Origin of the sequence: Kitasatospora sp. NPDC092948, assembly GCF_044754805.1 — a bacterium.
Taxonomy (GTDB): Bacteria; Actinomycetota; Actinomycetes; order Streptomycetales; family Streptomycetaceae; genus Kitasatospora.
This window is the reverse complement of record NZ_JBIVPU010000003.1, coordinates 809233-833553: the sequence shown is the minus strand read 5'-3', so window position 1 is coordinate 833553 and position 24321 is coordinate 809233. Positions and strand designations below refer to the sequence as shown.

The following is a 24321-nucleotide window of genomic DNA, read 5'->3' as shown; positions in this document are numbered from 1 at the left end:
CCACGGGACCGACGTCCCGGCTCACTCGACGCCGATCAGCAGCGGCGCGGCCTCCTGGCCGCCCCGGTAGGCGACGGTGTCGACCTCGGGGCGGGTGCGCCGGGCGTGCGCGATCAGCCGGTCGGCGAGCTCGGCGGGGGCGTCGTCGCCGAGCACCAGGGTGACGAGTTCGCCGGACGCCGCGATCATCCGGTCCAGCACGGTGAGCGCGGTCTCGGTGAGGTCGCGGCCGATCACCGCGACGTCGCCGTCGATCAGGCCGAGCACGTCGCCGGCCTGGCAGACGCCGGCCATCGTCCAGGACTCGCCCTCGGCGACGGCGAGTTCGGCGTACCGGGTGGCGCCGGCGGCGGACGTCATGGCGACCACGTCCTCGTCGAAGCGGCGGCCGGCGTCGTGCACGGCGAGCGCGGCCAGGCCCTGCACCGGGGAGCGGGTCGGCAGCACGGCGATCCGCACGCCCTCCTCGCGCAGCTGGTCGGCGGCGGCGCCGGCGGCGGCCCGCAGCTCGGGGTCGTTGAGCAGCAGGATCACCTCGCGGGCCGCGCAGCGGTGCACGGCGGCGACCAGCTCGGCGCTGGCCGGGGCGCGGTCCGGGTCCGCGGCGAGCACCACCGAGCCGGCCTGCTCGCACAGCTGGGCCAGCCCGCTGCCGGTCACCACGCTGAGCACGGCCCGGCCGTGCGAGACGGTCTCCTCGCGCTCGCCGGAGCGGGCCGCCGCCTCGGCGAAGTGCGTGATCCGGATCCGGTACGGCCGGCCCGCCTCGACACCGGCCTCGACGGCCGCGCCCGCGTCGTCCACGTGCACATGGACGTTCCACAGGCCGTCGCCGCCGCCGATCACCAGCGAGTCGCCGAGCCGCCCCAGCCGCTCGCGCAGCCGCGGCAGCCGCCCGTCCTCCGCCTCCAGCAGGTAGATCACCTCGAACGCGGGGTGGCCGGGGCCCGGCGGACGCTCGTGGCCCTCGCAGCCGGCCACCAGCACAGGGTCCACCTCGCGCCGCAGCGCGACCGGCCCCATCGGCTGCTGCCCGGACACCGCGTCCACCAGCGCGCCCAGCACCGCGACCAGGCCGCGACCGCCGGCGTCCACCACGCCCGCCTCGGCGAGCACCGCCAGCTGGTCCGGCGTGAGCAGCAGCGCCTGCCGGGCCGCCCGGTACGCCTCCCGCGCCTGGCCGGTCAGTCCCGCCACGGCCTTCGCGGCGTCGGCGGCGGCCGCGGCGACGGTCAGCAGCGTGCCCTCGACCGGCTCCGCGACGGCCAGGTACGCGGAACGCGCGCCGTTGTCGAGGGCCTCCCCCAGCTCGCCGTTCTCCGCCAGCACCTCGGCGAGACCCCGCAGCCACTGCGCGAGGATCACCCCGGAGTTGCCGCGGGCCCCGATCAGCGCCCCCCGGGCCGCGGCGGTCGCGGCGGCGGCCAGCTCGGGCGTCTCCCCACCCGCGAACAGGGTGTCGAGCGCCTCGGCGGCGGACTCCACCGTCAGATACAGGTTGGTGCCGGTGTCGCCGTCCGGAACCGGGTAGACGTTCAGCGCGTCGATCTCCTCGCGGGCCTGGCCGAGGGCCGCCAGCGCGAGCCGGCACCAGGTGCGGACGGCCGGGGCGTCTAGGGTGTCGAGCACCAGGTCTCCTCCGGGTGAACGCCACGGAAACGCGACGGGACGCGGTGGCGAGGGGCGATGCTGGCAGGTTATCGGCCCCCGGGACACCGCCTGCGGCACCCTCCGGTGCAGGTCGCGGGAACGATCACCCCGACGATCGTGGTAGTTTCGTTGAGCGGGAGTCACCGTTGTATGCTCTCCCGGTTGCCTGGAACACCCCGGGCTGTTCAAGTTCCTGATCTGAAGTCTTGGAGTGACTCCTGTGGCTGCCAACTGCGACGTCTGCGGCAAGGGCCCGGGCTTCGGCAACAGCATCTCCCACTCGCACCGCCGCACCCCCCGTCGTTGGAACCCCAACATCCAGACGGTGCGCGCTGTGGTTGGGCGCACGCCGAAGCGGCTCAACGTCTGCACCTCGTGCATCAAGGCCGGTAAGGTCTCGCGCTGACGCGCAGACCGGCATGCCGGTCACCTTTCTTGCTGTAGCGAAAGCCGATCATTCCCTCCGGGGGTCATGGTCGGCTTTCGTGTTTTTCGCGTTCAGGGGGGGGTGCGAATCCAGGGGCCCGGGGAACGGCGGGGTCCTGTTGCTGGCGGCCAGAGACAGCGGTTGGTCATGGCTGCGGCGGGCCTCAAGACAGGAACCCGAAACGGCGGAACGCCAAGCGCCCTGTTGATCACTCGCAGACATGGCCTCGCCGTTCCCCGAGCCCCTGGTGGTGCCCCCCCCTGACGGAGCGCTACCTCTGCTGCCAGAAGTGGTCCACCGGCCCGATGCCGGAACCCAGGGCGAAGCCGTGTTCGATGGCGCCCGTCACGTAGGCCTTGGCGTTCGCGACCGCCGTCGGCATCTCGTCGCCCTTGGCGAGCTGGGCGGCGATCGCGCTGGCGAGGGTGCAGCCGGTGCCGTGGGTGTGGCGGTTGTTGTGGCGGGGGGCCCGGTACCAGTGGGTTTCGCCGGTGGGGCCGAGCAGGAGGTCCGCGGCTTCGCCTTCGAGGTGGCCGCCCTTGACCAGGACCCAGCGCGGGCCGAGGTCGCGCAGCGCCTTCGCGGCACCGAGCATCCGGCTCTCGTCGGCGACTTCGAGTCCGGTGAGTTGGGTCACTTCGTGCAGGTTGGGGGTGACCAGCGTGGCGACCGGCAGGAGCCGCTCGCGGACGGTGGCGACGGCCTCCGCGGCGAGCAGTGCGTCGCCGTGCTTGGAGACGCCGACGGGGTCGACGACCACGGGGGCGGGGGCGTCGGCGAGGAGCGCGGAGACGGTTTCGACGAGTTCGATCGAGGCGAGCATGCCGGTCTTGATCGCCTGGACGCCGATGTCGTCGACGACGCTGCGGTACTGGGCGCGGACGGCTTCGGCGGGCAGTTCCCAGTAGCCCTGGACGCCGAGCGAGTTCTGCGCGGTGACGGCGGTGATGACGCTCATGCCGTGGACGCCGAGGGCGAGCATCGCCTTGAGGTCGGCCTGGATGCCGGCACCGCCGCCGCTGTCGGAGCCGGCGACGGTGAGCACCCGGGGCGGGGCGGTGTTGGTGGTCATGGGCCCCAACCTACCCACCGGGGAGGTCGGGTCAGAGCACGGCCTCGGACTCGACCCAGCGGTCCGGCGGGACGGTCTTGAGCCGGACCACGCCCTCGGCCATCGGCACGAGCCGGATCTCGGTGTGGTGCAGCGCGGTGAAGTGGCCGTAGGCGCCCTGGTGGACGGCTTCGACGGCGTGCCAGCCGAAGCGGGTGGCGAGGACCCGGTCGAGCGCGGTGGGGGTGCCGCCGCGCTGGGTGTGGCCGAGGATGACCGGTCGGGCCTCCTTGCCGAGCAGGTTCTCCAGTTCGAGGGCGAGCCGGGTGCCGATGCCGCCGAAGGTCTGGTGGCCGAACCGGTCGACCTCGCCGTGTTCGAAGCGCAGAGTGCCGGGCATCGGCTGGGCGCCCTCGGCGACGGCGATGATGGCGAACTTCTTGCCGCGCCGGAAGCGGTCCTCGATCATCCGGGCGACGGCCTCGATGTCGAAGGGCTTCTCGGGGACGAGGATGCCGTGGGCGCCGCCGGCCATGCCCGCGGTGAGGGTGATCCAGCCGGTGTGGCGGCCCATCAACTCGACGACCATGACGCGCTGGTGGGATTCGGCGGTGGTCTTGAGCCGGTCGATGGCCTCGGTGGCGACGTGCACGGCGGTGTCGAAGCCGAAGGTGACGTCGGTGGCGTCGATGTCGTTGTCGATGGTCTTGGGGACGCCGACCACCGGCAGTCCGGCGTCGCTGAAGAGTTTGGCGGCGGTGAGGGTGCCTTCGCCGCCGATCGCGATCAGCGCGTCGATGCCGATCCGGGCGGCGAGTTCGGCGCTGTTCTCGACCGCCCAGCGGATCTTCTCGCGCTGCACCCGGGCGGACCCGAGGATGGTGCCGCCGAGGGTGAGCAGGCCGGTGACATCATCGTGCGAGATCGGGCGGGCGCGGCCCTCGATCAGGCCGAGGAAGCCGTCCTCGATGCCGATGATCTCGTCGCCGTGCACGTCGGTGCCGCGGTGCACGACGGAGCGGATGACCGCGTTGAGGCCGGGGCAGTCGCCGCCGCTGGTGAGAACGCCGATGCGCATGGTGGCTGTGCTCTCCTGCTCCCGGGGGCCGGTGCAGGCCCCCGCGTAGGTGGGACCGGGCCGCCGACGTGGCCGGTCGGCCGACAGTCGCCACCCTACGCGTTCACCGAGCTACCGAGGGGTAGCCACAAGGCCTACTGCTCGGCGAAGTGGTCCCAGCCGGCGGTGCGGTCCCAGGGGGCGCCGTCGACCGTGACCACTCCCCCGCGGCCGGCCCGGGCGGGGCGCACCACTTCGCCGATCTGCCGCCAGCGGGCCGGGAGTTGGGTGCTCTTGGGGAAGGTCGCGACGATCGCGTGGTCCTCGCCGCCGGACAGCACCCACACCAGCGGGTCGACGCCGACGGCCTGGCCGATGTCGGCCATCTGCGCGGGGACGTCGAAGTCGGCGGCCCGCAGGTCGATGTCCACGCCGCTGGCCCGGGCGACGTGGCCGAGGTCGGCGACCAGCCCGTCGGAGACGTCGACCATGGCGGTGGCGCCGAGGTCGCTGGCCGCGGGGCCGGCGTGGTACGGCGGTTCGGGGCGGCGGTGCGCCTCGACGAAGGCCCGCGGGGAGCGGAAGCCGCGCTGGAGGACCGTCAGCCCGGCGGCGGACCAGCCGAGCCAGCCGGTGACGGCGACCACGTCGCCGACCTGGGCGCCGGAGCGGACCACGGGGCGGCGGCCCTGCAGGTCGCCGAGGGCGGTGATGGCGAGGGTGATGGTGTCGCCGCGGACCACGTCGCCGCCGACCACGGTGGCGCCGGCCACCTGGCACTCGTCGCGCAGGCCGTCCATCAGTTCGGTGGCCCAGGTGGTGGGCAGGTCGGCGGGTGCGACCAGGCCGAGCAGCAGGGCGGTGGGGACGGCGCCCATCGCGGCGATGTCGGCCAGGTTCTGGGCGGCGCACTTGCGGCCCACGTCGTACGCGGTGGACCAGTCGCGGCGGAAGTGCCGGCCCTCGATGAGCACGTCGGTGGTGGCCACCACCCGGCCGTCGGGGGCCTTGACCACCGCCGCGTCGTCACCGGGCCCGAGTTCCACCGCCGGCGTCATCGGCAGCCGTGCGGTCAGCTCCCGGATGAGCCCGAACTCGCCGAGCTCGCCCACGGTCCCCTGCATCAGCCCGTCCTCCCGCGTCCTTCACGTGATCCGTCTGGGGTGCGCCCCCCGCGCGGCAGCGTACGCCCTCCAGGGGTGCCGAGGTCTCCCCTGTGCCGCTGTCGCGCGGTAGCGTGGTGATCAGACTGCCGGTCAGCAACTCCCCCCGCCCAGCCGCCTGGAGGTCCACCGTGGTGCAGGCCTACATCCTGATTCAGACCGAGGTGGGCAAGGCCACCGCGGTCGCCGAGTCCATCGCCAAGATCCCCGGGGTGCTCACCGCCGAGGACGTGACCGGCCCGTACGACGTGATCGTCCGGGCCGAGGCGGAGTCGATCGACGAGCTGGGCCGCATGGTGGTGGCCCGGGTGCAGCAGGTGGAGGGGATCACCCGCACCCTGACCTGTCCGGTGGTTCGCCTGTAGGGGCGCTTACCATCGACGGGTGCCCTCTCGCGACCTCCTGAACCGCCTGCCCGCGCCGGTCCGCTGGCTCGCGCCCCCCGCCGTGCTGCTGGCGCTGACGGCGGGGCTGGTCGCGTTCTGGAGCGGCGAGCCCGACGTCACCCCGCCCACGCCGAGCGCCCAGGCCGCCGAGTACTGCCGGGCACTGGACGCGAAGCTGCCCGGCGAGGTGCTCGGCCACCCGCGCAAGGACCCGTCCCCGGCCTCCCCGTACACGGCGGCCTGGGCGTCCTCCCCGCGCACCGTGATGACCTGCGGCGGGGACCGGCCCGACTACCTGAACAGCGACCGCAAGGGCCCGTGCATCGACGAGGTCAGCTGGGGCCTGAACGAGGACGGGCAGGGCGGCTACTGGTTCGCCACCGGGCTGCGCAAGGCGTACGTGGAGGTGCACGTCCCGGCGGGCGCGTACGGCAACTACGCGGATCCGCTGAGCTCCTTCGCCGACGCCATCCGGTCGACCGTCCCGATCATCGACGGGCAGGCCGACTCGGACTGCTTCGGCGCCAACGCGTAGGGCCTGTCCGGCCGAGCCCGCTAGCGCAGGCCGGTGGAGCGGCGCAGCGCGGCCGCCAGCAGGCGGTCGATCAGCTCGGCGTAGGGCACGCCGGTGGCCTCCCACATCTTGGGGTAGGCGGAGATCGGCGTGAAGCCGGGCATGGTGTTGATCTCGTTGACCATCCACCGGCCGTCGTTCAGCAGGAAGAAGTCGACCCGGGCCAGGCCCTCGCAGCCGAGGCCCTCGAACACCTCGACGGCCTGGCGCTGGAGTTCGGTGCGCTCGGCGTCGGTGAGCTTCGCGGGGATCTCGACCTCGGAGGAGTCGATGTACTTGGCCTCGAAGTCGTAGAACTCGAAGTCGGCGTCGACCAGTACCTCGGCGGGCACCGAGGCGCGCGGGCCGTCCTCGAACTCCAGCACGCCGCACTCGATTTCGCGGCCCTCGACGCCCTTCTCCACGATCACCTTCGGGTCGTGGCGGCGGGCCTCGTCGATCGCGGCGTCCAGGTCGGCGAGGTCCTTGACCTTGGTGATGCCGATCGAGGAGCCGGCCCGGCAGGGCTTGACGAACAGCGGCAGGCCGAGCGCGGCGATCCGCTCGCGGGCGGCGGCCCGGCCGTCCTCGGACTGCCACTCGCGCGGCTTGACCACCGTGTACTCGCCCGCGTACAGGCCGAGCGACTCGATGATCCGCTTGGTGAACTCCTTGTCCATGCCGACCGAGCTGGCCAGCACGCCGGAGCCGACGTACGGCACCCCGGAGAGCTCCAGCAGGCCCTGCAGCGTGCCGTCCTCGCCCCAGGGGCCGTGCAGCAGCGGCAGCACCACGTCGACCTCGCCGAGCACCTTCGGCGCGGCCCCGGGCTCGCTCCACACCACGTCGCGGTTGCCGGGCGCGAGGGGCAGCGCGACCTGGCCCTCGGGGGACTCGGCGACCTGGTCGACGTCGGGCATCCGGCCGTCGGTGATCGCCATCCGGGCGGGTTCGTCGCCGACCAGGGCCCAGCGGCCCTCGTGGGTGATGCCGATCGGCAGCACCTCGTACTTGCTGCGGTCGATCGAGCGCAGCACGCTGGCGGCGGTGACCACGGACACGCCGTGCTCGGAGCTCCGACCGCCGAAGACGATCGCGACGCGCGGCTTGGCCGACTGGTTCGGGGAGGTCTGTTCGATGCTCATATCGGCCTTGAGACTACCGTCCGATTCCGGTCACCGGCGTTCAGGCTTGGCCGAACGGGCCATCAGCCCCTCCAGCACTTCCTGGGTCGGCCGGCCGTTGTGCACCACGTCGACCACGGCCTCGACGATCGGCATGTCCACACCGTTGCGGCGGGCCAGGTCGAGCACCGACTCGCAGGACTTCACGCCCTCCGCGGTCTGGCTGGTCGCCGCGATGGTCTCGGCGAGCGTCATGCCGCGGCCCAGGTTGGTGCCGAAGGTGTTGTTGCGGGACAGCGGCGAGGAGCAGGTCGCCACCAGGTCGCCCATGCCCGCCAGGCCCGCGAAGGTGTGCGCGTCGGCGCCCAGGCGCAGGCCGAGGCGGGTGGTCTCGGCCAGCCCGCGGGTGATCAGGGTGGCCTTGGTGTTGTCGCCCAGGCCCATGCCGTTGGCCATGCCGACCGCCAGGCCGATCACGTTCTTCACCGCGCCGCCGAGCTCGCAGCCCACCACGTCGGTGTTGGTGTACGGGCGGAAGTAGGGGGTGTGACAGGCCTTCTGGAAGCGCTTGGCGACCTCCTCGTCGGTGCAGGCGACCACGGTGGCGGCGGGCTGCCGGTTGGCGATCTCGCCGGCCAGGTTGGGGCCGGACACCACCACGACGCGCTCCGGGCCGACCTGGGCGACCTCCTCGATCACCTCGCTCATCCGCTTCGCGGTGCCCAGTTCGATGCCCTTCATCAGGCTGACCAGCACCGTGTCCGGGGCGAGCATCGGCGCCCAGTGCGCGAGGTTGTCGCGCAGCGTCTGGGACGGCACCGAGAGCACCGCGAAGTCCGCGCCGGCCAGCGCGGCGGCCGCGTCGGTGGTCGCCCGGATCGACGCGGGGAGCGCCCGACCCGGCAGGTAGTCCGGGTTGACGTGGTCCTTGTTGATGGCGTCGGCGAGTTCCTGCCGGCGGCCCCACAGGGTCACCTCGCAGCCGGCGTCGGCCAGGATCATCGCGAAGGCGGTGCCCCAGGAGCCCGTCCCCATCACCGCGCAGCGGGTCATCGGCCGTCCTCCTTGGCTGCCCGCTCGCGCTTGGCCTCGGCGGCCGTGGCCCGCTCCCGGGCGGCCTTGCGCATGTCGTAGCGCTCGGCGGGCGCCTGCTCGCCTCGGATCCCCTCCAGCACGGCGGTGATCGCCGCCATGATGTCGTCGGTGGCGTCGCGCAGCACCTGGGCGGTGATCTCCTGGCCCTGGTACTTGCTCAGGTCGACCGCCGGGCCGGCCGCGACCGTCACCTTGTGCCGCGGGAACAGGTGGTACTTGCCCTTTCCGCCCTTCCCGTACGGCGGGATGATCTCCTGCGCGCCCCAGTGCGCCACCGGGATCACCGGCGCACCCGTCATCAGCGCGACCCGGGCGGCGCCGCTCTTGCCGGTCATCGGCCACATGTCCGGGTCCCGGGTGAGCGTGCCCTCCGGGTAGAACTGCACGCACTGGCCGGAGTTGACCGCGTCGATGGCGGCCCGGAACGCGTCGGCGGCGTCGGTGGACTCCCGGAACACCGGGATCTGGCCGGTCTTGCGCAGCATGAAGCCGATGAACGGCACCGAGAACAGCGAGGACTTCGCGAGTATCCGCGGCGGGCGGCCCGAGTTGTACTGCCAGTGCCCGTAGAACACCGGGTCGATCACCGAGTTGTGGTTCACCACGGCGATGAACCCGCCCTTCTCGGGCAGGTTCTCCCAGCCCCGCCAGTCCGTCTTCGCCAGGGCGTTTGTCACCGGCTTCACGAGCACCGCCGCGAAGCGGTACCAGATCCCGTAGTCGGCGTTTCCGAACCTGGCATTAGAGCGGCGGGCCACCCCAGCTCCTCCTCATTCGCGCGGCGTCCCGCCCGAGCGGTGCCGCTGGTCTCTCTCCCTCGCCGGGGGGCCGGGCAGTGGCTCCGAGGCGCCGACCAGTCTCACCCGCGAGGGAAGTCCGTGTCGAGCAGCCACCACCGCCACCGGCCGTCCGGTGCCCCGCCGACGGCCCGGACTCCCCGGAACCGCTGGCCAGGCCTCCCCGGCCGACGTCACAATGACGCCGATGACAGAGGACACCGTACGCCCCGCCACCGTCCGCCCGTCCGTCCCGGGGCCGGGCCCGGGACGGGCGACACCGCGGCTCGGCTGGACCCTGGTCGTCCCGGTCAAGCCGCTCGCCGAGGCGAAGAGCCGCCTCGTGGCGCTGGGCGCGCTGCGGCCCCGGCTCGCCCTCGCCTTCGCGCTCGACACCGTCGCCGCGGCGCTCGCCTGCCCCGCGGTGGGACGGGTGCTGGTGGTCGGGCGGGATCCGCACGCCGCGAGTGCGCTGCGCGCGCTGGGGGCCACCGTCCTCGACGACGAACCCGGCGACGGCCTCAACCCGGCGCTCTCGCACGGCAGTAGCGCCGCGCACCGGCTGCACCCCCGCTCCCCCGTCGCCACCCTGTCCGCGGACCTGCCGGCGCTGCGGCCCGCCGAACTCGCCCGCGTCCTCTCCGCCGTGCCCCCGCACGGCCGGGCCTTCCTCGCGGACGCCCCCGGCACCGGGACGGTCCTGCTCGCCGGCCCGCCCGGCGTCCCGCTGCGGCCGGCCTTCGGGCCCGGCTCGCGGCACCGGCACGCGGCCGGCGGGGCGGCCGAACTCCACCTCCCCGACGTGCCGTCCGTCCGGCGCGACGTCGACACCCCCGAGGACCTGGCGGACGCCCACCGACTCGGCCTCGGCCCGGCCACCGGGGCCCTGCTCGAAAGCTCTATGCTGCTTCCCATGCAGGCCACCGCGTTCACCTTCGACCCCACGACCCGCTCCGGCTCGGTCCTGCTCGACGACGGCACCCCCGTCCCCTTCGACGCCCCGGCCTTCGACGCGGGCGGCCTCCGCCTGCTCCGCCCCGGCCAGCGCCTGCGCATCCGCACCACCGGCGAGGGCCCCGCCCGCCGCGTCGTCTTCCTCACCCTCTCCACCTTCCCGGACCCCGAGTCCGCCTGACGCTCCTCGGCGACCGCCGCGCGGCCGGGGCTCCGGTCAGGCGCTGCGCGGGAGGCGCAGCCCCGGGCCGGAGTACCCCGCCGAGTCGTGCAGGCAGAGCGCCATCACGGCCGGGGTGTCGAGCAACTCCAGGCGCTTCGGACCGAGTTGCAGCGGGCCCGCGGTGGTGGGCAGCACCCTGATCAGCCGGGTGTGGCCGAGCAGGGCGAAAGTCAGCACCAGGTGCCCGTCCCGGGCCAGGAACCCCTCGGTGCGCTGCGCGACGCCCGGGCCGAAGAAGTAGCGGTAGGCCTCGTACTGCGTCCAGCCGAGCGGAAGCGTCCGCAGGGTGCCCCAGAGCGAGGCGAGCGCGTCGGCGAGGGAGAGGAACGAGGCCGATTCGGTGATGCCGTCGATGCTGACGGCGTATCCGGACTGCTGGCCCTTCACGGCGGCTCCTGTGGCGGGTCGAGTTCGGCCCAGACGGTGTGGGACCGGGAGGTATGGCGATGGCCGTACCGGTCGGCTTCGGTGAGGACGTCGAGGAGCACCAGGTGGGCCTCGGCGTCCGGGTTGCCGGGGAGGGTGGCTTCGATCCGGTGGCCGCCGCCGGGAAGGCGGCGGATCCGGGCTTCGGCTCCGGTGGCGGCGGCGAGCCTGGATGCAAGGTCGAACACCCTGGTGGTTCGCACGCCACGCCTCTCCCCCGAAGTCGGCCGATCACGCAAAGTGAATCTAAGCCATTAGATTCCACCTGATGCATTAGATTGTCAAGCTGAATCACCCGTCCTGCCGCATCCCGGCAGGTCTCGCCTTTCGCCGGGAGATGCCAGATGCCCTCACAGGACCCGCCGTACCTCCGCATCGCGGACCATCTGCGACGCCGGGTGGCGGACGGCGAGTGGGCGATCGGCGAGCGACTGCCGTCCCGTGCACAGCTGGCCGTGGACTACGGCGTCGGGGCCAACGTGCTCCAGCGGGCACAGGAAGTCCTCATCGCCGAAGGCCTGTTGGAGGGCCGGGCCGGTTCCGGGACGTATCTGCGCGAGCCGGTGGAGCGGCGCCCGATGCTGCGCACCCGATCGGCCGGCGCGTTCCCCGTCTCCGCGGTGCCGAACGGGAGTTGGGAGTCCCACACCGACTCGCGGGTGCCCGCCCCGCCCGCGGTGGCGCGCCGACTGGCCATCGAGCCGGGCGAGTTGACCGTGCACACCCGCTACGAGTTCACCCTGGAGCACAAGCCGGTCCAACTCGCCGACTCCTGGGAGCCGATGGCGATCACCGACGGAACTCCCGTCCTGCTCCCGGAGTTGGGGCCGCTGAGCGGTCGCGGCGTGGTGGAGCGGATGGCCTCGATCGGGGTCCGGGTGGTGCGCGCCGAGGAGCGGCCGCGCCCCGGGCGGGCGACGCCGGAGCAGGCGAACCTGCTGGGGATCGGCGCGGGCGATCCGGTGATGCTGATCGAGCGGACGTATCTCGACGACTCCGGGCGGCCGGTGGAGACCTCGGATCTGGTGATTCCGGATTCCCGCTGGGAGATCATCTACGAGCTGCCGGTGGAACAGCCGGAGTAATTCCGGCCGGCCCCGCGCATTTCCCGGCCGGCCGCGCTCGCCCGGCCGCCGCCCGCTCGCCGTTCACCCGAACAGCCCGTCCCCCGCTGTCCGCCGCCGCTCCCCGAACAGCCTGCCCCCGCCGGCCGTCCGAGCGGTCCGACCCGCGGCGCCCCTCACCGACGCTCGCCGCCCCTCGCGGCCCCTCACGGACGCGAAAAGGCCGCGACGGCCCCGGTCCGGGGCCCCGGAGGTCCGGGTTCCCTGGCGTGGGGCCGTCACGGCCTGGCCGCCCCGGCGCCGGCTGATCCGGCACCGGGCTCGGTACGACTACTTGGCGGTGGACTTGCGCGCCGTGGTCTTGCGCGCGGTGGTCTTCTTCGCCGGAGCGGTCTTCTTGGCGGCGGCGGCCTTCTTGGTCGCGGCCGCGGTGGTGGCCTTCTTCGCCGCGGTGGTCTTGGTGGTGGTGGCCTTCTTCACCGCGGTGGCCTTCTTCGCCGCCGTGGTCGCGGTCTTCTTGGCCGCGGCGGTCTTGGCGGTGGTGGCCTTGGCGGTGGTGGCCTTCTTGGCGGCGGTCTTCTTGGTCGCCGGGGCGGCAGCAGCGGCGGCGGCGCGCTTGGTGGCGGCGCGCTTGGCGGCCGGGGTGGCGGCGACACCGGACTTGCCCGGGGTCAGCGAGCCCTTGGGGGCCTTCTTGACGGACGGGCCGTCCTTCGGCAGCTTCTTGCTGCCGGAGACGAGGTCCTTGAAGCCCTGGCCCGGGCGGAACCGCGGCACAGCGGTCTTCTTGACCTTGACCCGCTCACCGGTCTGCGGGTTGCGGGCGAAGCGCGCCGAGCGCTCCACCTTCTCGAAGGTGCCGAAGCCGGTGACCGACACCCGGTCACCCGCCACGACGGCACGCACCATGGTGTCGAGCACTGCGTCGACGGCCTCTGCGGCAGCCTTGCGACCGCCCAGCTGCTCGGCCACCGCTTCGACAAGCTGAGCCTTGTTCACGTCTTCCCCTTCGGAAACGGGCGCCGGATGATTCCATCCGTTCTTTTCGCACGTTAGGTATGTATCTGCGGACTTTCAATTACCAAACGCGTGAATCACCCTAGTGTCGCAACATATTTGCGCATGGAGGTGCTCACCGGGGAGGCATCCGCCCCTCGTCGAGGTCCTGCACAAAGCGACTCAACCGCCGTGCCGCCTCCGGGAGATCACGCTTGGCGGTCTCGGTGACGATCAGCAGTTGTCGGGTGAGAGCGGTCTTTGCGTCCGTCGACACGTTCAGCGCGTGAACGCGGGCGTGGGCTTGCTTCAACCGCTCGGCCACCAGTGCGTGGAGCAGGGTGACTTCCGAGTCGGCAGCACCGTCCCGATCCTCCGCAGACGCGGGTTCGCCACCCGGGTACGGCGGTTCGGGGTTGTGGTGCATGCAACGATTGTGCCATCTGTGCGCAGTTGCGCTGAACCAGGGTCTATTCCCGGCTGACGAACTCCCCTGCGAACAACGAAGACCCGCCCCGGAGGGGGGCGGGTCTTGTTGTCGGACCGTCAGAATGCCGTCACTCAGACGACCGGGAGGGTGCGCGGCTTGAAGGCCGGTCGCTTCGCTTCGAACGCGGCGACATCGGCCTCGTTCTGCAGCGTGATGCTGATGTCGTCCAGACCGTTCAGCAGCCGCCAGCGCACGTTGTCGTCCAGCTCGAACGGGGCCGTGACGCCCTCGGCGCGGACCTCGCGGGCCTCCAGGTCGACGGTGATCTCCGCGGTCGGGTCGGCCTCCGTCAACTCCCAGAGGCGCTCCACGGTCTCCTGCGGCAGCACCACCGTCAGCAGGCCGTTCTTCAGCGAGTTGCCGCGGAAGATGTCGGCGAACCGGGACGAGACGACGGCCTGGAAGCCGTAGTTCTGCAGCGCCCAGACGGCGTGCTCGCGGGACGAGCCGGTGCCGAACTCGGGGCCGGCCACCAGCACCGTGGCGCCCTGGCGCTCGGGGCGGTTGAGGACGAACTCCTCGTCCTTGCGCCAGGCCTCGAACAGGCCGTCCTCGAAGCCGGAACGGGTGACCTTCTTCAGCCAGTGCGCCGGGATGATCTGGTCGGTGTCCACGTTGGAGCGGCGCAGCGGGACGGCGCGGCCGGTGTGGGTGGTGAACTTCTCCATGGCTCAGGCCTCCACGGCGACGTTGTTCGACAGGTCGGACGACGCAGTCAGATCGGAAGGGGAGGCCAGTCGGCCCAGCAGCGCGGTGGCGGCGGCGACCTGGGGCGACACCAGGTGGGTGCGACCGCCCTTGCCCTGGCGGCCCTCGAAGTTGCGGTTCGAGGTGGACGCGCAGCGCTCGCCCGGGGCCAGCTGGTCGGGGTTCATGCCCAGGCACATCGAGCAGCCGGCGTGCCGCCACTCGGCGCCCGCGGCGGTGAACACCTTGTCCAGGCCTTCCTCGACGGCCTGCAGGGCGACCCGGACCGAGCCCGGAACCACCAGCATCCGCACGCTGTCGGCGATCTGACGACCCTCCAGAACCGCGGCGGCGGCGCGCAGGTCCTCGATCCGGCCGTTGGTGCAGGAGCCGACGAAGACCGCGTCGACCTTGACCTCGCGCAGCGGGGTGCCGGCCTCCAGGCCCATGTACTTCAGGGCGTTCTCGGCGGCGATCCGCTCCTGCGGGTCCTCGAAGTCGGCCGGGTTCGGCACGTCGGCGCCCAGCGGCGCGCCCTGGCCGGGGTTGGTGCCCCAGGTGACGAACGGGGTCAGCTCGGTGGCGTCGATGAGCACCTCGGCGTCGAACACCGCGTCCTCGTCGGTGGCCAGGGTCTCCCAGTAGGCGACCGCGGCGTCCCAGTCCGCGCCCTGCGGGGCGTGCGGGCGGCCCTGCAGGTAGTCGAAGGTGGTGCGGTCCGGGGCGATCATGCCGGCCCGGGCGCCCGCCTCGATGGACATGTTGCAGATCGTCATCCGGGCCTCCATGGAGAGGCTGCGGATCGCCGAGCCGCGGTACTCCAGGACGTAGCCCTGGCCGCCGCCGGTACCGATCTTGGCGATCACGGCCAGGATCAGGTCCTTGGCGGTGACGCCCTCGGGCAGCTCGCCCTCGACGGTGATCGCCATGGTCCTGAACGGGGCCAGCGGCAGCGTCTGGGTGGCCAGCACGTGCTCGACCTGGCTGGTGCCGATGCCGAACGCCAGTGCGCCGAAGGCGCCGTGGGTGGAGGTGTGGGAGTCGCCGCAGACCACGGTCATGCCCGGCTGGGTCAGGCCCAGCTGCGGGCCGACCACGTGGACGACGCCCTGCTCGATGTCGCCCAGCGAGTGGATGCGCACGCCGAACTCCTCGGCGTTCTTGCGCAGCGTCTCCAGCTGGACCCGGGAGACCGGGTCGGCGATCGGCTTGTCGATGTCGAGGGTCGGGGTGTTGTGGTCCTCGGTGGCGATCGTCAGATCGGTGCGCCGCACCGGGCGGCCGGCCAGCCGGAGGCCGTCGAACGCCTGCGGGCTGGTCACCTCGTGCAGCAGGTGCAGGTCGATGTAGAGCAGGTCGGGCTCGCCCTCGGCGCGCCGGACGACGTGGTCGTCCCAGACCTTCTCTGCGAGTGTCCGTCCCATCGGATTCCCTCCAGCCGGCCGCGTTGCCGGCCTTCTCGTGATCGTCGAGGTCTTGTCCCGTGCCGCCCTGTGAGGCTCGCTCGGCATCGTGACCCGCACGCCGGACCGTCCAGCATGCGGACACCGTGGTGACGGCTCCGCGCTGGGTGTTCTCCCGGGCTGCTGACTCCAGAGTGGCGGTTTTCTCGAAAGATTGAACTTGCGTCTCGCTGATTGAGACTGCAGTATCGAGACATGGACAACACTAGCGGCGTCGGCGTTCTCGACAAGGCCGCTCTGGTGCTGAGTGCACTGGAGTCGGGCCCCGCCACGCTGGCGGGGCTGGTCGCCGCCACCGGTCTGGCCCGGCCCACCGCCCACCGACTCGCCGTCGCACTCGAACACCACCGCCTGGTCACCAGGGACATGCAGGGTCGTTTCATTCTCGGCCCCCGGCTCGCCGAACTCTCCGCCGCCGCAGGGGAGGACCGCCTCCTCGCCGCGGCCGGCCCGGTACTCACGCATCTGCGCGACGTGACGGGCGAGAGCGCCCAGCTCTACCGTCGCCAGGGCGAGATGCGGATCTGCGTGGCCGCCGCCGAGCGCCTCTCGGGTCTGCGCGACACCGTCCCGGTCGGCTCCACCCTCCCGATGAAGGCCGGCTCCGCCGCCCAGGTGCTGCTCGCCTGGGAGGAGCCCGAGCGCCTCCACCGCGGTCTCCAGGGCGCCCGCTTCACCGCCACCGCGCTCAGCGGCGTCCGCCGCCGCGGCTGGGCCCAGTCCATCGGCGAACGCGAACCCGGCGTCGCCTCCGTCTCCGCCCCCGTCCGCGGCCCCTCCAACCGCGTCGTCGCCGCGGTCTCGGTCTCCGGCCCCATCGAGCGCCTGACCCGCCACCCGGGCCGCCTCCACGCCCAGGCCATCATCGAGGCGGCCAACCGCCTGACCGAGGCGCTCCGCCGCAGCTGACCCGCCCCCACCGCCACGCGCCCCCGGCCATCGGCCGGGGGCGTCCGCGTTCTCACGGCCGGGCAGTTGACGCGGGCTCAGCGGAGCGCGGGGGAGCCGGTCCTGCGGTGGCCCGCGCGGGCTGACGGGTGCTCGGACGGAACGGCCCGGGAACGCAAAAAAGCCCCGGTTGCCCGGAGCTTGTTTCTTCTTGAGCGTTTGGCTGGGGTACCAGGACTCGAACCTAGACTAAATGAACCAGAATCACTCGTGCTGCCAATTACACCATACCCCAAAAGTACCCCCGACCGGATTCGAACCGGCGCTACCGCCTTGAGAGGGCGGCGTGCTAGGCCGCTACACAACGGGGGCCCTAGCTTGAATGAGTACCCCCGACCGGATTCGAACCGGCGCTACCGCCTTGAGAGGGCGGCGTGCTAGGCCGCTACACAACGGGGGCTTGTCTCATTCATTCTGCAATTGTCAAGAATTGCGTACCCCCGACCGGATTCGAACCGGCGCTACCGCCTTGAGAGGGCGGCGTGCTAGGCCGCTACACAACGGGGGCTTGCGTCACTTGCGTGCTGCGCTGGGGTACCAGGACTCGAACCTAGACTAACTGAACCAGAATCAGTCGTGCTGCCAATTACACCATACCCCACCAGAGTTCAACCCCCTGCGGGGATCTTCCTCGGTGTCTTGCGCCTCCCTGCCCGGGCGGCGCAGAAAGAACATTACCCGACGCCCCGCCCGGCTCCAAAATCGATAACCGCAGGCAGTGCCCCGGACACCTGCGGGCCAGGTCAGGGACCTGGCCCGCGAGGGGTCGGAGGCGGCCCCGGAGGGCCGCAGGGGGGCTCAGGAGGCCGGGAGCAGCTCCAGGGCGGCGAGCAGGCGGCGCAGCGTCTCCTCGCGGCCCAGCAGCTCCATGGACTCGAACAGCGGCGGGGAGACCCGGCGGCCGGTCACCGCGACGCGCAGCGGGGTGAAGGCGAACTTGGGCTTGATGCCGAGGCCGTCGACCAGGGCCTCGCGCAGCGCGGCCTGGATCGGGTCGGGGGTGAAGTCCGTCAGCTCGGTGAGCGCCTTGACGGAGGCCTCGATGACCGGGCGGGCGTCCGCGGTGAGCACCTTCGCGCCGTCCTCGGGGTCGACCGCGAAGTCGGCCGGGGAGACGAACAGGAAGCCGGCCATCGTGACGATCTCGGAGAGGACGACCATCCGCTCCTGGGTGAGCGGCGCGACCTTGGCGAGCAGGTCGAGCTGCTCGGCGGTCGGCTCGGCCGGGAGCAGCTCGGCGGCCTGGAGGTAGGGCACCAGGCGCTCGACGAACTCCGCGGGGGCGAGGCGGCGGACGTGCTCGGCGTTGAGGTGCTCGGCCTTCTTGAGGTCGAAGCGGGCCGGGTTGGCGTTGACGTCGTCGATGTCGAACGCGGCGACCATCTCGTCGATGTCGAAGATGTCGCGGTCGTCGGAGAGCGACCAGCCCAGCAGGGCCAGGTAGTTGAGCAGGCCCTCGGGGAGGAAGCCGCGCTCGCGGTAGAGGTTGAGCGAGGCCTGCGGGTCGCGCTTGGAGAGCTTCTTGTTGCCCTCGCCCATCACGTACGGCAGGTGGCCGAAGCGCGGGGTGGTGCCGTTGCCGACGCCGATGTCCGCGAGGGCGGCGTAGAGCGCGATCTGACGGGGCGTCGAGGAGAGCAGGTCCTCGCCGCGGAGCACGTGGGTGATCTCCATCAGGGCGTCGTCGACCGGGTTGACCAGGGTGTACAGCGGGGCGCCGTTGGCCCGGACGATGCCGTAGTCGGGGACGTCCTTCGGGTCGAAGGAGATCGGGCCGCGGACCAGGTCGTCGAAGGTCAGCGTGGTGTCGGGCATCCGGAAGCGGAGGATCGACGCGCGGCCCTCCTGCTCGTACACGGCGATCCGGTCGGCCGTCAGGTCGCGGCAGTGGCCGTCGTAGCCGGAGGGCTTGCCGGCGGCGCGGGCGGCCTCGCGGCGGGCGTCCAGCTCCTCGGTGGTGCAGTAGCAGGGGTAGGCGTGGCCGGCCTCGTGGAGGCGGCGCGCGACGTCCGCGTAGATGTCCATCCGCTGCGACTGGCGGTAGGGGGTGTGCGGGCCGCCGACCTCGGGGCCCTCGTCCCAGTCGAAGCCGAGCCAGCGCATGGCGTCGAGCAGCTGGTTGTAGGACTCCTCGGAGTCGCGGGCGGCGTCGGTGTCCTCGATCCGGAAGACCAGGGTGCCGCCGTTGTGGCGGGCGTAGGCCCAGTTGAAGAGCGCCGTACGGACCAGGCCGACGTGCGGGTTTCCGGTCGGGGACGGGCAGAAGCGGACCCGGACGTCGGGGTTCTTGTCAGCCACGGTTACTGCATCCTTCATCGCTTGACGACCTTGTTGGCGAGGGTGCCGATGCCTTCGACGGAGACGGCGACCTCGTCGCCGATGTTCAGGGGGCCGACACCCGCGGGGGTGCCGGTGAGGATGACGTCGCCCGGGAGCAGGGTCATCGCTTCGGAGATGTGCGCGACCAGTTCGGCCACCGAGCGGGCCATCTGGGAGGTGCGGCCGGCTTGCCGCAGCTCTCCGTTGACGGTGCAGGTGACGGCCAGGTCGGCGGGGTCGAGGTCGGTCTCGATCCACGGGCCGAGCGGGCAGGAGGTGTCGAAGCCCTTGGCGCGGGCCCACTGGCCTTCGCGCTGCTGCACGTCGCGCGCGGTGACGTCGTTGGCGCAGGTGTAGCCGAAGATCACTTCGGGCACCCGGTCGAGCGGCACTTCGCGGCACATCCGGCCGATCACCACGGCGAGTTCGGCCTCGTACTGGACGTCCGAGGAGAACGGCGGGTAGGCGATGGACTCGGTGGGGCCGATGACGGCGGTGGAGGGCTTGAAGAAGGTCAGCGGCACGGCCGGGACCTCGTTGCCCAGTTCGGCGGCGTGGTCGGCGTAGTTGCGGCCGACCGCCACGATCTTGCTGGGCAGCATCGGGGCCAGCAGCCGGACGTCCTGCAGCCGGTGGGTCTCCCCGGTCGGCTGGGGGGTGCCGAAGGGGTGGCCGGCGAGGGTGTGCACCACCAGCGAGTCGGGTTGTGCGGCGTCCCCCTCGATGACGCCGAAGGAGACCGAGCCCGCCGCGGGGCTCCCTTCACGGACGGAGAACCTGGCGATACGCACAGCCCTGCAACCTCTCGGTTCGTCGGCCGCCCGGACGCTCCCGGGCGGTTGCCGAGCCCGCAGTGCCGGGCCCGGCTGTGCCACCAGGTTATCGGCGCGGAGGTCAGCTCTGCGGCAGGCGGGGTGCCGGTGCGGCCATCAGGACGGTGCGGCGCGGGTTGGCGGTCGCGGTGGGCAGCTCGACGGCGTACTGGCGGACCGTGCGGGCGCCGAAGCCGGGCAGCTGGGAGAAGTCCGCGACGGAGGCCAGCGTGGTGCGGCGCGGGTTGGCCGTGGAACGGGCGGCCTTCGTGGTCGTCTCGGACATTTGCGTCTGCACCCTGTTTCGCTCGAACGGACTTTTGCGCGAGCCCGCCGCTGGGCAGGCTCCGGTCAACCCTGCCAGGTTAGGGAGCGCATTCCACAGCGGCCGTGACCAAAGCTATACATCCAGCTGTGATTTTGCTCACAATTTCTGGTTCAAAGGGCACGGAAGTGACGATTCCGGACCAATGGCAAAATCCGCTATTCGGGATATCACGGACATTTGCCACACAAGCCGATCTTCCTCTTTCTTGACATGACTGCGGCGAGTGTCCGAAAAGGACCATATTCCGAGCCCGAAGCGACACGGACCGTGAGTCGCCGCACGCGGTGGGTAGCCCTGGACACCGTGTCGTAACGGCCCTTGTTGGACTTCCCCCGCTGTGCTGGAATGCCACGGAAAAACTCGACACCGCCTTCTCTCCGCCCGGCGGGGAAGGGCGCCCGGTCCAGAGGTTGCGACGCCAGTGCAGGGACGTTTCAAGAAGGGCAACGGCGCTGCGGGTGAGCCGGAGTCGCGGGAGCCCGTGACCGGCCCCCACCAGGCGGCGCCGACGCCGGGCCAGGGCGAGCGGCCGTTCGGCGCCCCCGCCGTGGCCGCCGCCGACAGCAGTGCCCCGGGTGCCGCGAGCGCGCCCCAGCAGGAGGACGGCGGTGCGCCGGCCGACAAGCAGAGCCGCCGCTCCAGACTGCGCGGCACGCTGAACCGCCGCCGTGCCACCGGCATGAGCCGCTTCGCCATGCGCAACTGGCGAATCCGCACCCGCCTGATCGCGCTGCTCTTCCTGCCCGTGGTGGTCTCGCTGGTGCTGGGCGGTCTGCGGGTGCAGACCTCGATGGAGAACTCCCGCCAGCTGTCGCAGATGAGCGACCTGGCCGAACTCGCCCGCAACGCCACCGCCCTGGCCAACGCCCTGCAGTACGAGCGCGACGTCTCGGCCGGCCCGCTGTCCGCCGGCGGCAGCGCCGACAGCGACCCCGAGATCAGCGACGCGTACAAGCAGACCAACACGCTGTCGAAGACCTTCAACGTCAGCGCCGACAAGTTCGACAACCTCGACCTGGCCGGCTCCAAGACCCTGCTGCTGCAGGTCCGCAAGGACCTCAACACGCTGCCCCGGGCCCGTACCGGCGCGTTCAAGAGCCCCGACAACATCCAGGCCACGATCACCAACTACGACGTGATCATCAAGGACCTGATCGGCGCCGCCCAGGACATCGCGATCACCTCGAACTCGACCGAGCTGATCAAGACCACCCGTGCGCTGTACCAGTTCTCCACGGCCAAGGAGTACACCTCGATGCAGCGCGCGCTGATCAGCGCCGCGCTCGCGAACCCGTCCGGCCCGTCGATGTCGGCCTCCGACGAGACCTTCGGCGTCCGGCTGATGAGCTCCGAGGACAACGCGCTCGCCAACTTCACCGCCATCTACGGCGAGGCCGAGGCCCGCGCGCTGCGCACCAACATGAGCCTCAACCAGGTCGTCGGCGAGGCCGACCGGTTCGCCAAGGCCGCACTGAACACCAACGGCATCCGGCAGGCCGAGAACCCGTCCTACAAGGACTGGTTCGACAAGTCGACCGCCAAGGTCAACGCCGAGAAGACCATCGAGAACAACCTGCTCAACGTCCTCGACGGCAAGGCCCAGGCGCTCCAGTCGGACATCGACACCGAGTCGGTCATCAACGCCTCGCTGGTCGCCCTGGTGCTCGTCGTCGCCATCGCCGGCGCCGCCCTGGTGGCCCGCTCGATGGTGCGCTCGCTGACCCGTCTGCAGTCCGCGGCCGAGGACGTCGCCGAGCGCCGCCTGCCCGAGCTGGTCAAGACGCTCTCCGAGAGCGACCCGCACGACGTCGACGTCACCGTCGAACCGGTCGGCATCGACTCCGCCGACGAGATCGGCCACGTGGCGCACGCCTTCGACATGGTGCACCGCGAGGCGGTCCGACTGGCCGCCGAGCAGGCGCTGCTGCGAGGCAACATCAACGCGATGTTCACCAACCTCTCGCGCCGCAGCCAGGGCCTGATCCAGCGTCAGCTGTCGCTGATCTCCGAGCTGGAGAGCCGCGAGGCCGACCCGGACCAGCTAGCGTCGCTGTTCAAGCTCGACCACCTCGCCACCCGTATGCGCCGCAACGGCGAAAACCTCCTGGTCCTCGCGGGTGAAGACCCCGGACGCCGGTGGACCCGCCCGGTCCCGCTGGTCGACGTGCTCCGTGCCGCCGCCTCCGAGGTGGAGCAGTACGAGCGCATCGAGCTCGCCTCGGTGCCCACCGCCGAGGTCGCCGGCCGCGTCGTCAACGACCTCGTCCACCTGCTCGCCGAGCTGCTGGAGAACGCCACCTCGTTCTCCTCCCCGCAGACCCGGGTCCGGGTCACCGGCCACGCCCTGCCGGACGGCCGGGTGCTGATCGAGATCCACGACACCGGCATCGGCCTCTCCCCCGACGACCTGGCCGACATCAACGAGCGCCTGGCCAACCCGCCGGTCGTGGACGTCTCGGTGTCCCGCCGCATGGGTCTGTTCGTGGTCGGCCGCCTGTCCCTGCGACACGGCATCCGGATCCAGCTCCGCCCGTCCGACTCCGGCGGCACCACCGCGCTGGTCATGCTGCCGGTGGACGTCACCAACTCCGCCGAGCGGCGCGGCAACCGGCCCGGTGCGGGCGCCGGGGCCGGCCAGGGCGGACGCCAGCAGCAGCGCGGCGTCGCGCCGACGCCGCGTCAGCAGGGCCGCCCCGCGGGCGACCTGCCCGGCTCGCGCACCGCGCTCGGCCAGGCGCCGGCCGGCGGCGGCCAGGGCGGCCGTCCGCAGCTGGGCCAGGGCCCGATGGGCGGCAGCCCCGACCTCTTCACCCCGGGCGCGACGTCCGGCCCGTCCGCGCCCTCGGGCCCGGCGGGCACGGGCAGCCGGCGCGGGCCGAGCGAGGCGCCCGGTCAGGGCGGCTTCGGCCCCGGCGGCGCGTTCGGCAGCGGTCCGGCCCAGGGCGGCCGCACCGGTGGTCTGCCGACCCGTTCGGTCGGCCAGTCGCTGCGCGACAACCCGGCGCCGGGCGCCTCCGGCCCGTCGGCTCCGGCCGGTCCGGGTGCGGGTGCCGGTGCGCCGGCCGGTGGCGGGCTGCCGCCGCGGCGGGTGCCGGGTGCGTCCGGCGCCCCGGGCCTGCAGGGCGGGCCGGGCGGCCAGGGCGGGCTTCCGCCGCGCCGGCCGCAGGGCCAGCAGGCTCCGCAGCCGCCGCAGGGCGGCCCGCGTCGGCCGCAGGGCCCGCAGGGTCCGCAGGGCGGTCCGGAGCGGACCCGTCCGGCCGAGGGCCGTCCCGGACTCGAAGGCCGTCCGGCCGAGGGGCGCCCCGGGTTCGAGAACCGTCCGGGCTTCGAGGGCCGTCCGGGCGCGGAGCCGACCCAGCACGGCCGCGCCGAGCAGCTGCCGCCGCGCCGTCCGCTGCCGCAGCAGCAGCCGGCCGCGCCGCTCGAGGCCGCCCCGGCGGACCAGTCGGGCGGGTTCGCCCGGCCGCGGTTCGAGGCGTCCGACATCGACCCGCGCGACCCGCTGGGCCTGGGCCTGGTGGAGCCGGTGCTGCCGGACCCGGTGGGTCAGGGCATGCCCGTGGTCGCGCCGCAGCCGCAGCCGCAGGAGCGCTCGGCCCCGCCGCAGTTCGCGGAGCGGCCGCAGCCGATGGCGCTGCCGACGGCCGGCGAGTCGGCTGCCGCCCCGGCGCCCGCGCGTGAGCAGGTCCGCTCCCGCGGCTACCAGCCGCAGCGGCCCGGCACCAGCGCGCCCGGGTTCGGCGAGCAGCCGCAGCAGGCCCGGCCGGCCCCGCAGGCCGCCCGCCCGCAGCCGCAGGCCGAACCGTTCCCGCAGCCCGAGCAGTTCCAGCAGCAGCAGCGTCCGCAGGGCATGCCGCAGCGTCCGGCGGCCGAGCGGCCGGCCCCGCAGCCGCAGGCCCAGCAGCCGCAGCAGGCCCAGCAGCCGGCCGGTCCCGGTCCGGACGCGCCGTGGCGGCCGTCCGCGAACGACGAGCGCTGGCGGCGGGCCGAGCAGATGCGCGAGCCGCAGACCGACGGCCTGACCACCTCGGGGCTGCCGCGTCGCACCCCGCAGGCCAACCTGGTCTCCGGCAGCGCCGAGGCCAGCCCGCTGACGGGCCCGCAGGTCTCGCGCAGCCCGGAGGAGGTGCGCGGCCGGCTGACCAACCTGCGCCGCGGCATCCAGCAGGGCCGCCAGGCCGGTTCTCAGCAGCCGGGCTCCGGCCGTCCCGCGCCGCAGCAGCGGCCGGGCTTCGACTTCGGCGGCACGTCCGAGGGCCACCGGGGAGCCCAGTTCGACGCCGATGGCAACAACGGCTTCGGCCCCGAGCACCAGGAGCGTTGAGTTGA

The 24321-nt window shown here is 72.5% G+C and carries 22 protein-coding genes, 5 tRNA genes and 1 pseudogene; 7 read left to right on the top strand and 21 right to left on the bottom strand.

Annotated elements, in window-relative coordinates:
- Positions 1 to 21: 21 nt before the first annotated feature.
- Complete coding sequence (locus tag ACIQF6_RS13240; protein WP_400893748.1) at positions 22 to 1629, bottom strand: DAK2 domain-containing protein; 1608 nt, start codon at positions 1627 to 1629, stop codon at positions 22 to 24.
- A gap of 241 nt (positions 1630 to 1870) precedes the next feature.
- Here ACIQF6_RS13240 and rpmB point away from each other — a divergent pair, with 241 nt between their 5' ends.
- Positions 1871 to 2056 (top strand): 50S ribosomal protein L28, encoded by a 186-nt coding sequence (rpmB, locus tag ACIQF6_RS13235; protein ID WP_073813963.1) that lies wholly within the window; start codon positions 1871 to 1873, stop codon positions 2054 to 2056.
- 292 nt (positions 2057 to 2348) lie between these two features.
- On the opposite strand, the gene thiD is transcribed toward rpmB, so the two are convergent.
- From thiD to ACIQF6_RS13220, 3 genes are all read right to left on the bottom strand, one after another.
- A complete protein-coding gene (gene thiD, locus ACIQF6_RS13230; RefSeq protein WP_400893746.1) occupies positions 2349 to 3149 on the bottom strand; it encodes a bifunctional hydroxymethylpyrimidine kinase/phosphomethylpyrimidine kinase in 801 nt (266 codons plus the stop codon).
- A gap of 31 nt (positions 3150 to 3180) precedes the next feature.
- The gene (locus tag ACIQF6_RS13225; protein WP_400893744.1) at positions 3181 to 4206 is read right to left on the bottom strand and encodes an ATP-dependent 6-phosphofructokinase; all 1026 of its coding nucleotides are present in this window, start codon (positions 4204 to 4206) and stop codon (positions 3181 to 3183) included.
- A gap of 134 nt (positions 4207 to 4340) precedes the next feature.
- Entirely contained in the window at positions 4341 to 5309 is a 969-nt protein-coding gene (locus ACIQF6_RS13220) for a thiamine-phosphate kinase (RefSeq protein ID WP_400893742.1), read from the bottom strand.
- Positions 5310 to 5479: 170 nt separating this feature from the next.
- Here ACIQF6_RS13220 and ACIQF6_RS13215 point away from each other — a divergent pair, with 170 nt between their 5' ends.
- Both ACIQF6_RS13215 and ACIQF6_RS13210 read left to right on the top strand, forming a co-directional pair.
- The gene (locus ACIQF6_RS13215) at positions 5480 to 5713 is read left to right on the top strand and encodes an Lrp/AsnC family transcriptional regulator (RefSeq protein ID WP_400893740.1); all 234 of its coding nucleotides are present in this window, start codon (positions 5480 to 5482) and stop codon (positions 5711 to 5713) included.
- 19 nt (positions 5714 to 5732) lie between these two features.
- Entirely contained in the window at positions 5733 to 6269 is a 537-nt protein-coding gene (locus ACIQF6_RS13210; protein ID WP_400893738.1) for a DUF3515 domain-containing protein, read from the top strand.
- Positions 6270 to 6289: 20 nt separating this feature from the next.
- Here ACIQF6_RS13210 and ACIQF6_RS13205 read toward each other — a convergent pair whose 3' ends face one another.
- The 3 genes from ACIQF6_RS13205 to ACIQF6_RS13195 are packed head-to-tail and all read right to left on the bottom strand — an operon-like array spanning position 6290 to position 9264.
- Positions 6290 to 7432, bottom strand: a complete 1143-nt coding sequence (locus ACIQF6_RS13205) for a D-alanine--D-alanine ligase family protein (RefSeq protein WP_400893736.1) — start codon at positions 7430 to 7432, stop codon at positions 6290 to 6292.
- A 30-nt stretch (positions 7433 to 7462) separates the two neighbouring features.
- Positions 7463 to 8464, bottom strand: coding sequence for an NAD(P)H-dependent glycerol-3-phosphate dehydrogenase (locus ACIQF6_RS13200; RefSeq protein WP_400893734.1), 1002 nt, complete (start codon positions 8462 to 8464; stop codon positions 7463 to 7465).
- A complete protein-coding gene (locus tag ACIQF6_RS13195; RefSeq protein WP_400893732.1) occupies positions 8461 to 9264 on the bottom strand; it encodes a lysophospholipid acyltransferase family protein in 804 nt (267 codons plus the stop codon). Before ACIQF6_RS13195 ends, ACIQF6_RS13200 begins: the two co-directional genes overlap by 4 nt.
- 226 nt (positions 9265 to 9490) lie before the next feature.
- On the opposite strand from ACIQF6_RS13195, the pseudogene cofC reads away from it, so the two are divergent.
- A pseudogene (gene cofC / locus ACIQF6_RS13190) lies at positions 9491 to 10201 on the top strand (2-phospho-L-lactate guanylyltransferase); the annotation flags it as partial.
- A gap of 252 nt (positions 10202 to 10453) precedes the next feature.
- On the opposite strand, the gene ACIQF6_RS13185 reads toward cofC, so the two are convergent.
- The gene (locus tag ACIQF6_RS13185; RefSeq protein WP_400893730.1) at positions 10454 to 10846 is read right to left on the bottom strand and encodes a hypothetical protein; all 393 of its coding nucleotides are present in this window, start codon (positions 10844 to 10846) and stop codon (positions 10454 to 10456) included.
- Positions 10843 to 11088, bottom strand: a complete 246-nt coding sequence (locus ACIQF6_RS13180) for a hypothetical protein (protein ID WP_400893728.1) — start codon at positions 11086 to 11088, stop codon at positions 10843 to 10845. Before ACIQF6_RS13180 ends, ACIQF6_RS13185 begins: the two co-directional genes overlap by 4 nt.
- 141 nt (positions 11089 to 11229) lie before the next feature.
- On the opposite strand from ACIQF6_RS13180, the gene ACIQF6_RS13175 reads away from it, so the two are divergent.
- Positions 11230 to 11970, top strand: coding sequence for a GntR family transcriptional regulator (locus tag ACIQF6_RS13175; protein ID WP_400893726.1), 741 nt, complete (start codon positions 11230 to 11232; stop codon positions 11968 to 11970).
- A 309-nt stretch (positions 11971 to 12279) separates the two neighbouring features.
- On the opposite strand, the gene ACIQF6_RS13170 is transcribed toward ACIQF6_RS13175, so the two are convergent.
- The 4 genes from ACIQF6_RS13170 to leuC form a co-directional block, all read right to left on the bottom strand.
- The gene (locus tag ACIQF6_RS13170) at positions 12280 to 12948 is read right to left on the bottom strand and encodes an HU family DNA-binding protein (RefSeq protein WP_400893724.1); all 669 of its coding nucleotides are present in this window, start codon (positions 12946 to 12948) and stop codon (positions 12280 to 12282) included.
- A 133-nt stretch (positions 12949 to 13081) separates the two neighbouring features.
- On the bottom strand, positions 13082 to 13372 hold the full coding sequence (locus ACIQF6_RS13165; RefSeq protein ID WP_400893722.1) for a hypothetical protein: 291 nt from the start codon (positions 13370 to 13372) through the stop codon (positions 13082 to 13084).
- Positions 13373 to 13506: 134 nt separating this feature from the next.
- On the bottom strand, positions 13507 to 14103 hold the full coding sequence (gene leuD / locus ACIQF6_RS13160; RefSeq protein ID WP_400893720.1) for a 3-isopropylmalate dehydratase small subunit: 597 nt from the start codon (positions 14101 to 14103) through the stop codon (positions 13507 to 13509).
- Positions 14104 to 14106: 3 nt separating this feature from the next.
- Complete coding sequence (gene leuC / locus ACIQF6_RS13155) at positions 14107 to 15546, bottom strand: 3-isopropylmalate dehydratase large subunit (protein WP_400893718.1); 1440 nt, start codon at positions 15544 to 15546, stop codon at positions 14107 to 14109.
- Between the two features lie 234 nt (positions 15547 to 15780).
- Here leuC and ACIQF6_RS13150 point away from each other — a divergent pair, with 234 nt between their 5' ends.
- On the top strand, positions 15781 to 16494 hold the full coding sequence (locus ACIQF6_RS13150; RefSeq protein WP_035866446.1) for an IclR family transcriptional regulator: 714 nt from the start codon (positions 15781 to 15783) through the stop codon (positions 16492 to 16494).
- Between the two features lie 199 nt (positions 16495 to 16693).
- Here the strand turns inward: ACIQF6_RS13150 and ACIQF6_RS13145 are convergent.
- The 8 genes from ACIQF6_RS13145 to ACIQF6_RS13110 all read right to left on the bottom strand — a co-directional run bounded on the left by ACIQF6_RS13145 (position 16694) and on the right by ACIQF6_RS13110 (position 19950).
- Positions 16694 to 16768 (bottom strand) — tRNA-Gln (locus tag ACIQF6_RS13145).
- Between the two features lie 4 nt (positions 16769 to 16772).
- Positions 16773 to 16845, bottom strand: a tRNA-Glu gene (locus tag ACIQF6_RS13140).
- A gap of 15 nt (positions 16846 to 16860) precedes the next feature.
- A tRNA-Glu gene (locus tag ACIQF6_RS13135) sits at positions 16861 to 16933 on the bottom strand.
- A gap of 35 nt (positions 16934 to 16968) precedes the next feature.
- A tRNA-Glu gene (locus ACIQF6_RS13130) sits at positions 16969 to 17041 on the bottom strand.
- Between the two features lie 21 nt (positions 17042 to 17062).
- Positions 17063 to 17134: transfer RNA gene (locus ACIQF6_RS13125), tRNA-Gln, on the bottom strand.
- 197 nt (positions 17135 to 17331) lie between these two features.
- Positions 17332 to 18849, bottom strand: a complete 1518-nt coding sequence (gene gltX, locus ACIQF6_RS13120) for a glutamate--tRNA ligase (RefSeq protein WP_400893715.1) — start codon at positions 18847 to 18849, stop codon at positions 17332 to 17334.
- Positions 18846 to 19643 (bottom strand): fumarylacetoacetate hydrolase family protein, encoded by a 798-nt coding sequence (locus ACIQF6_RS13115; protein WP_400893713.1) that lies wholly within the window; start codon positions 19641 to 19643, stop codon positions 18846 to 18848. The genes gltX and ACIQF6_RS13115 overlap by 4 nt, the downstream gene beginning before the upstream one ends.
- Before the next feature lie 103 nt (positions 19644 to 19746).
- Positions 19747 to 19950, bottom strand: a complete 204-nt coding sequence (locus tag ACIQF6_RS13110; protein ID WP_400893711.1) for a hypothetical protein — start codon at positions 19948 to 19950, stop codon at positions 19747 to 19749.
- Positions 19951 to 20473: 523 nt separating this feature from the next.
- Between ACIQF6_RS13110 and ACIQF6_RS13105 the strand changes: the two genes are divergently transcribed.
- Positions 20474 to 24316, top strand: coding sequence for a nitrate- and nitrite sensing domain-containing protein (locus tag ACIQF6_RS13105; RefSeq protein WP_400893709.1), 3843 nt, complete (start codon positions 20474 to 20476; stop codon positions 24314 to 24316).
- The last annotated feature ends 5 nt before the right edge of the window (positions 24317 to 24321 follow it).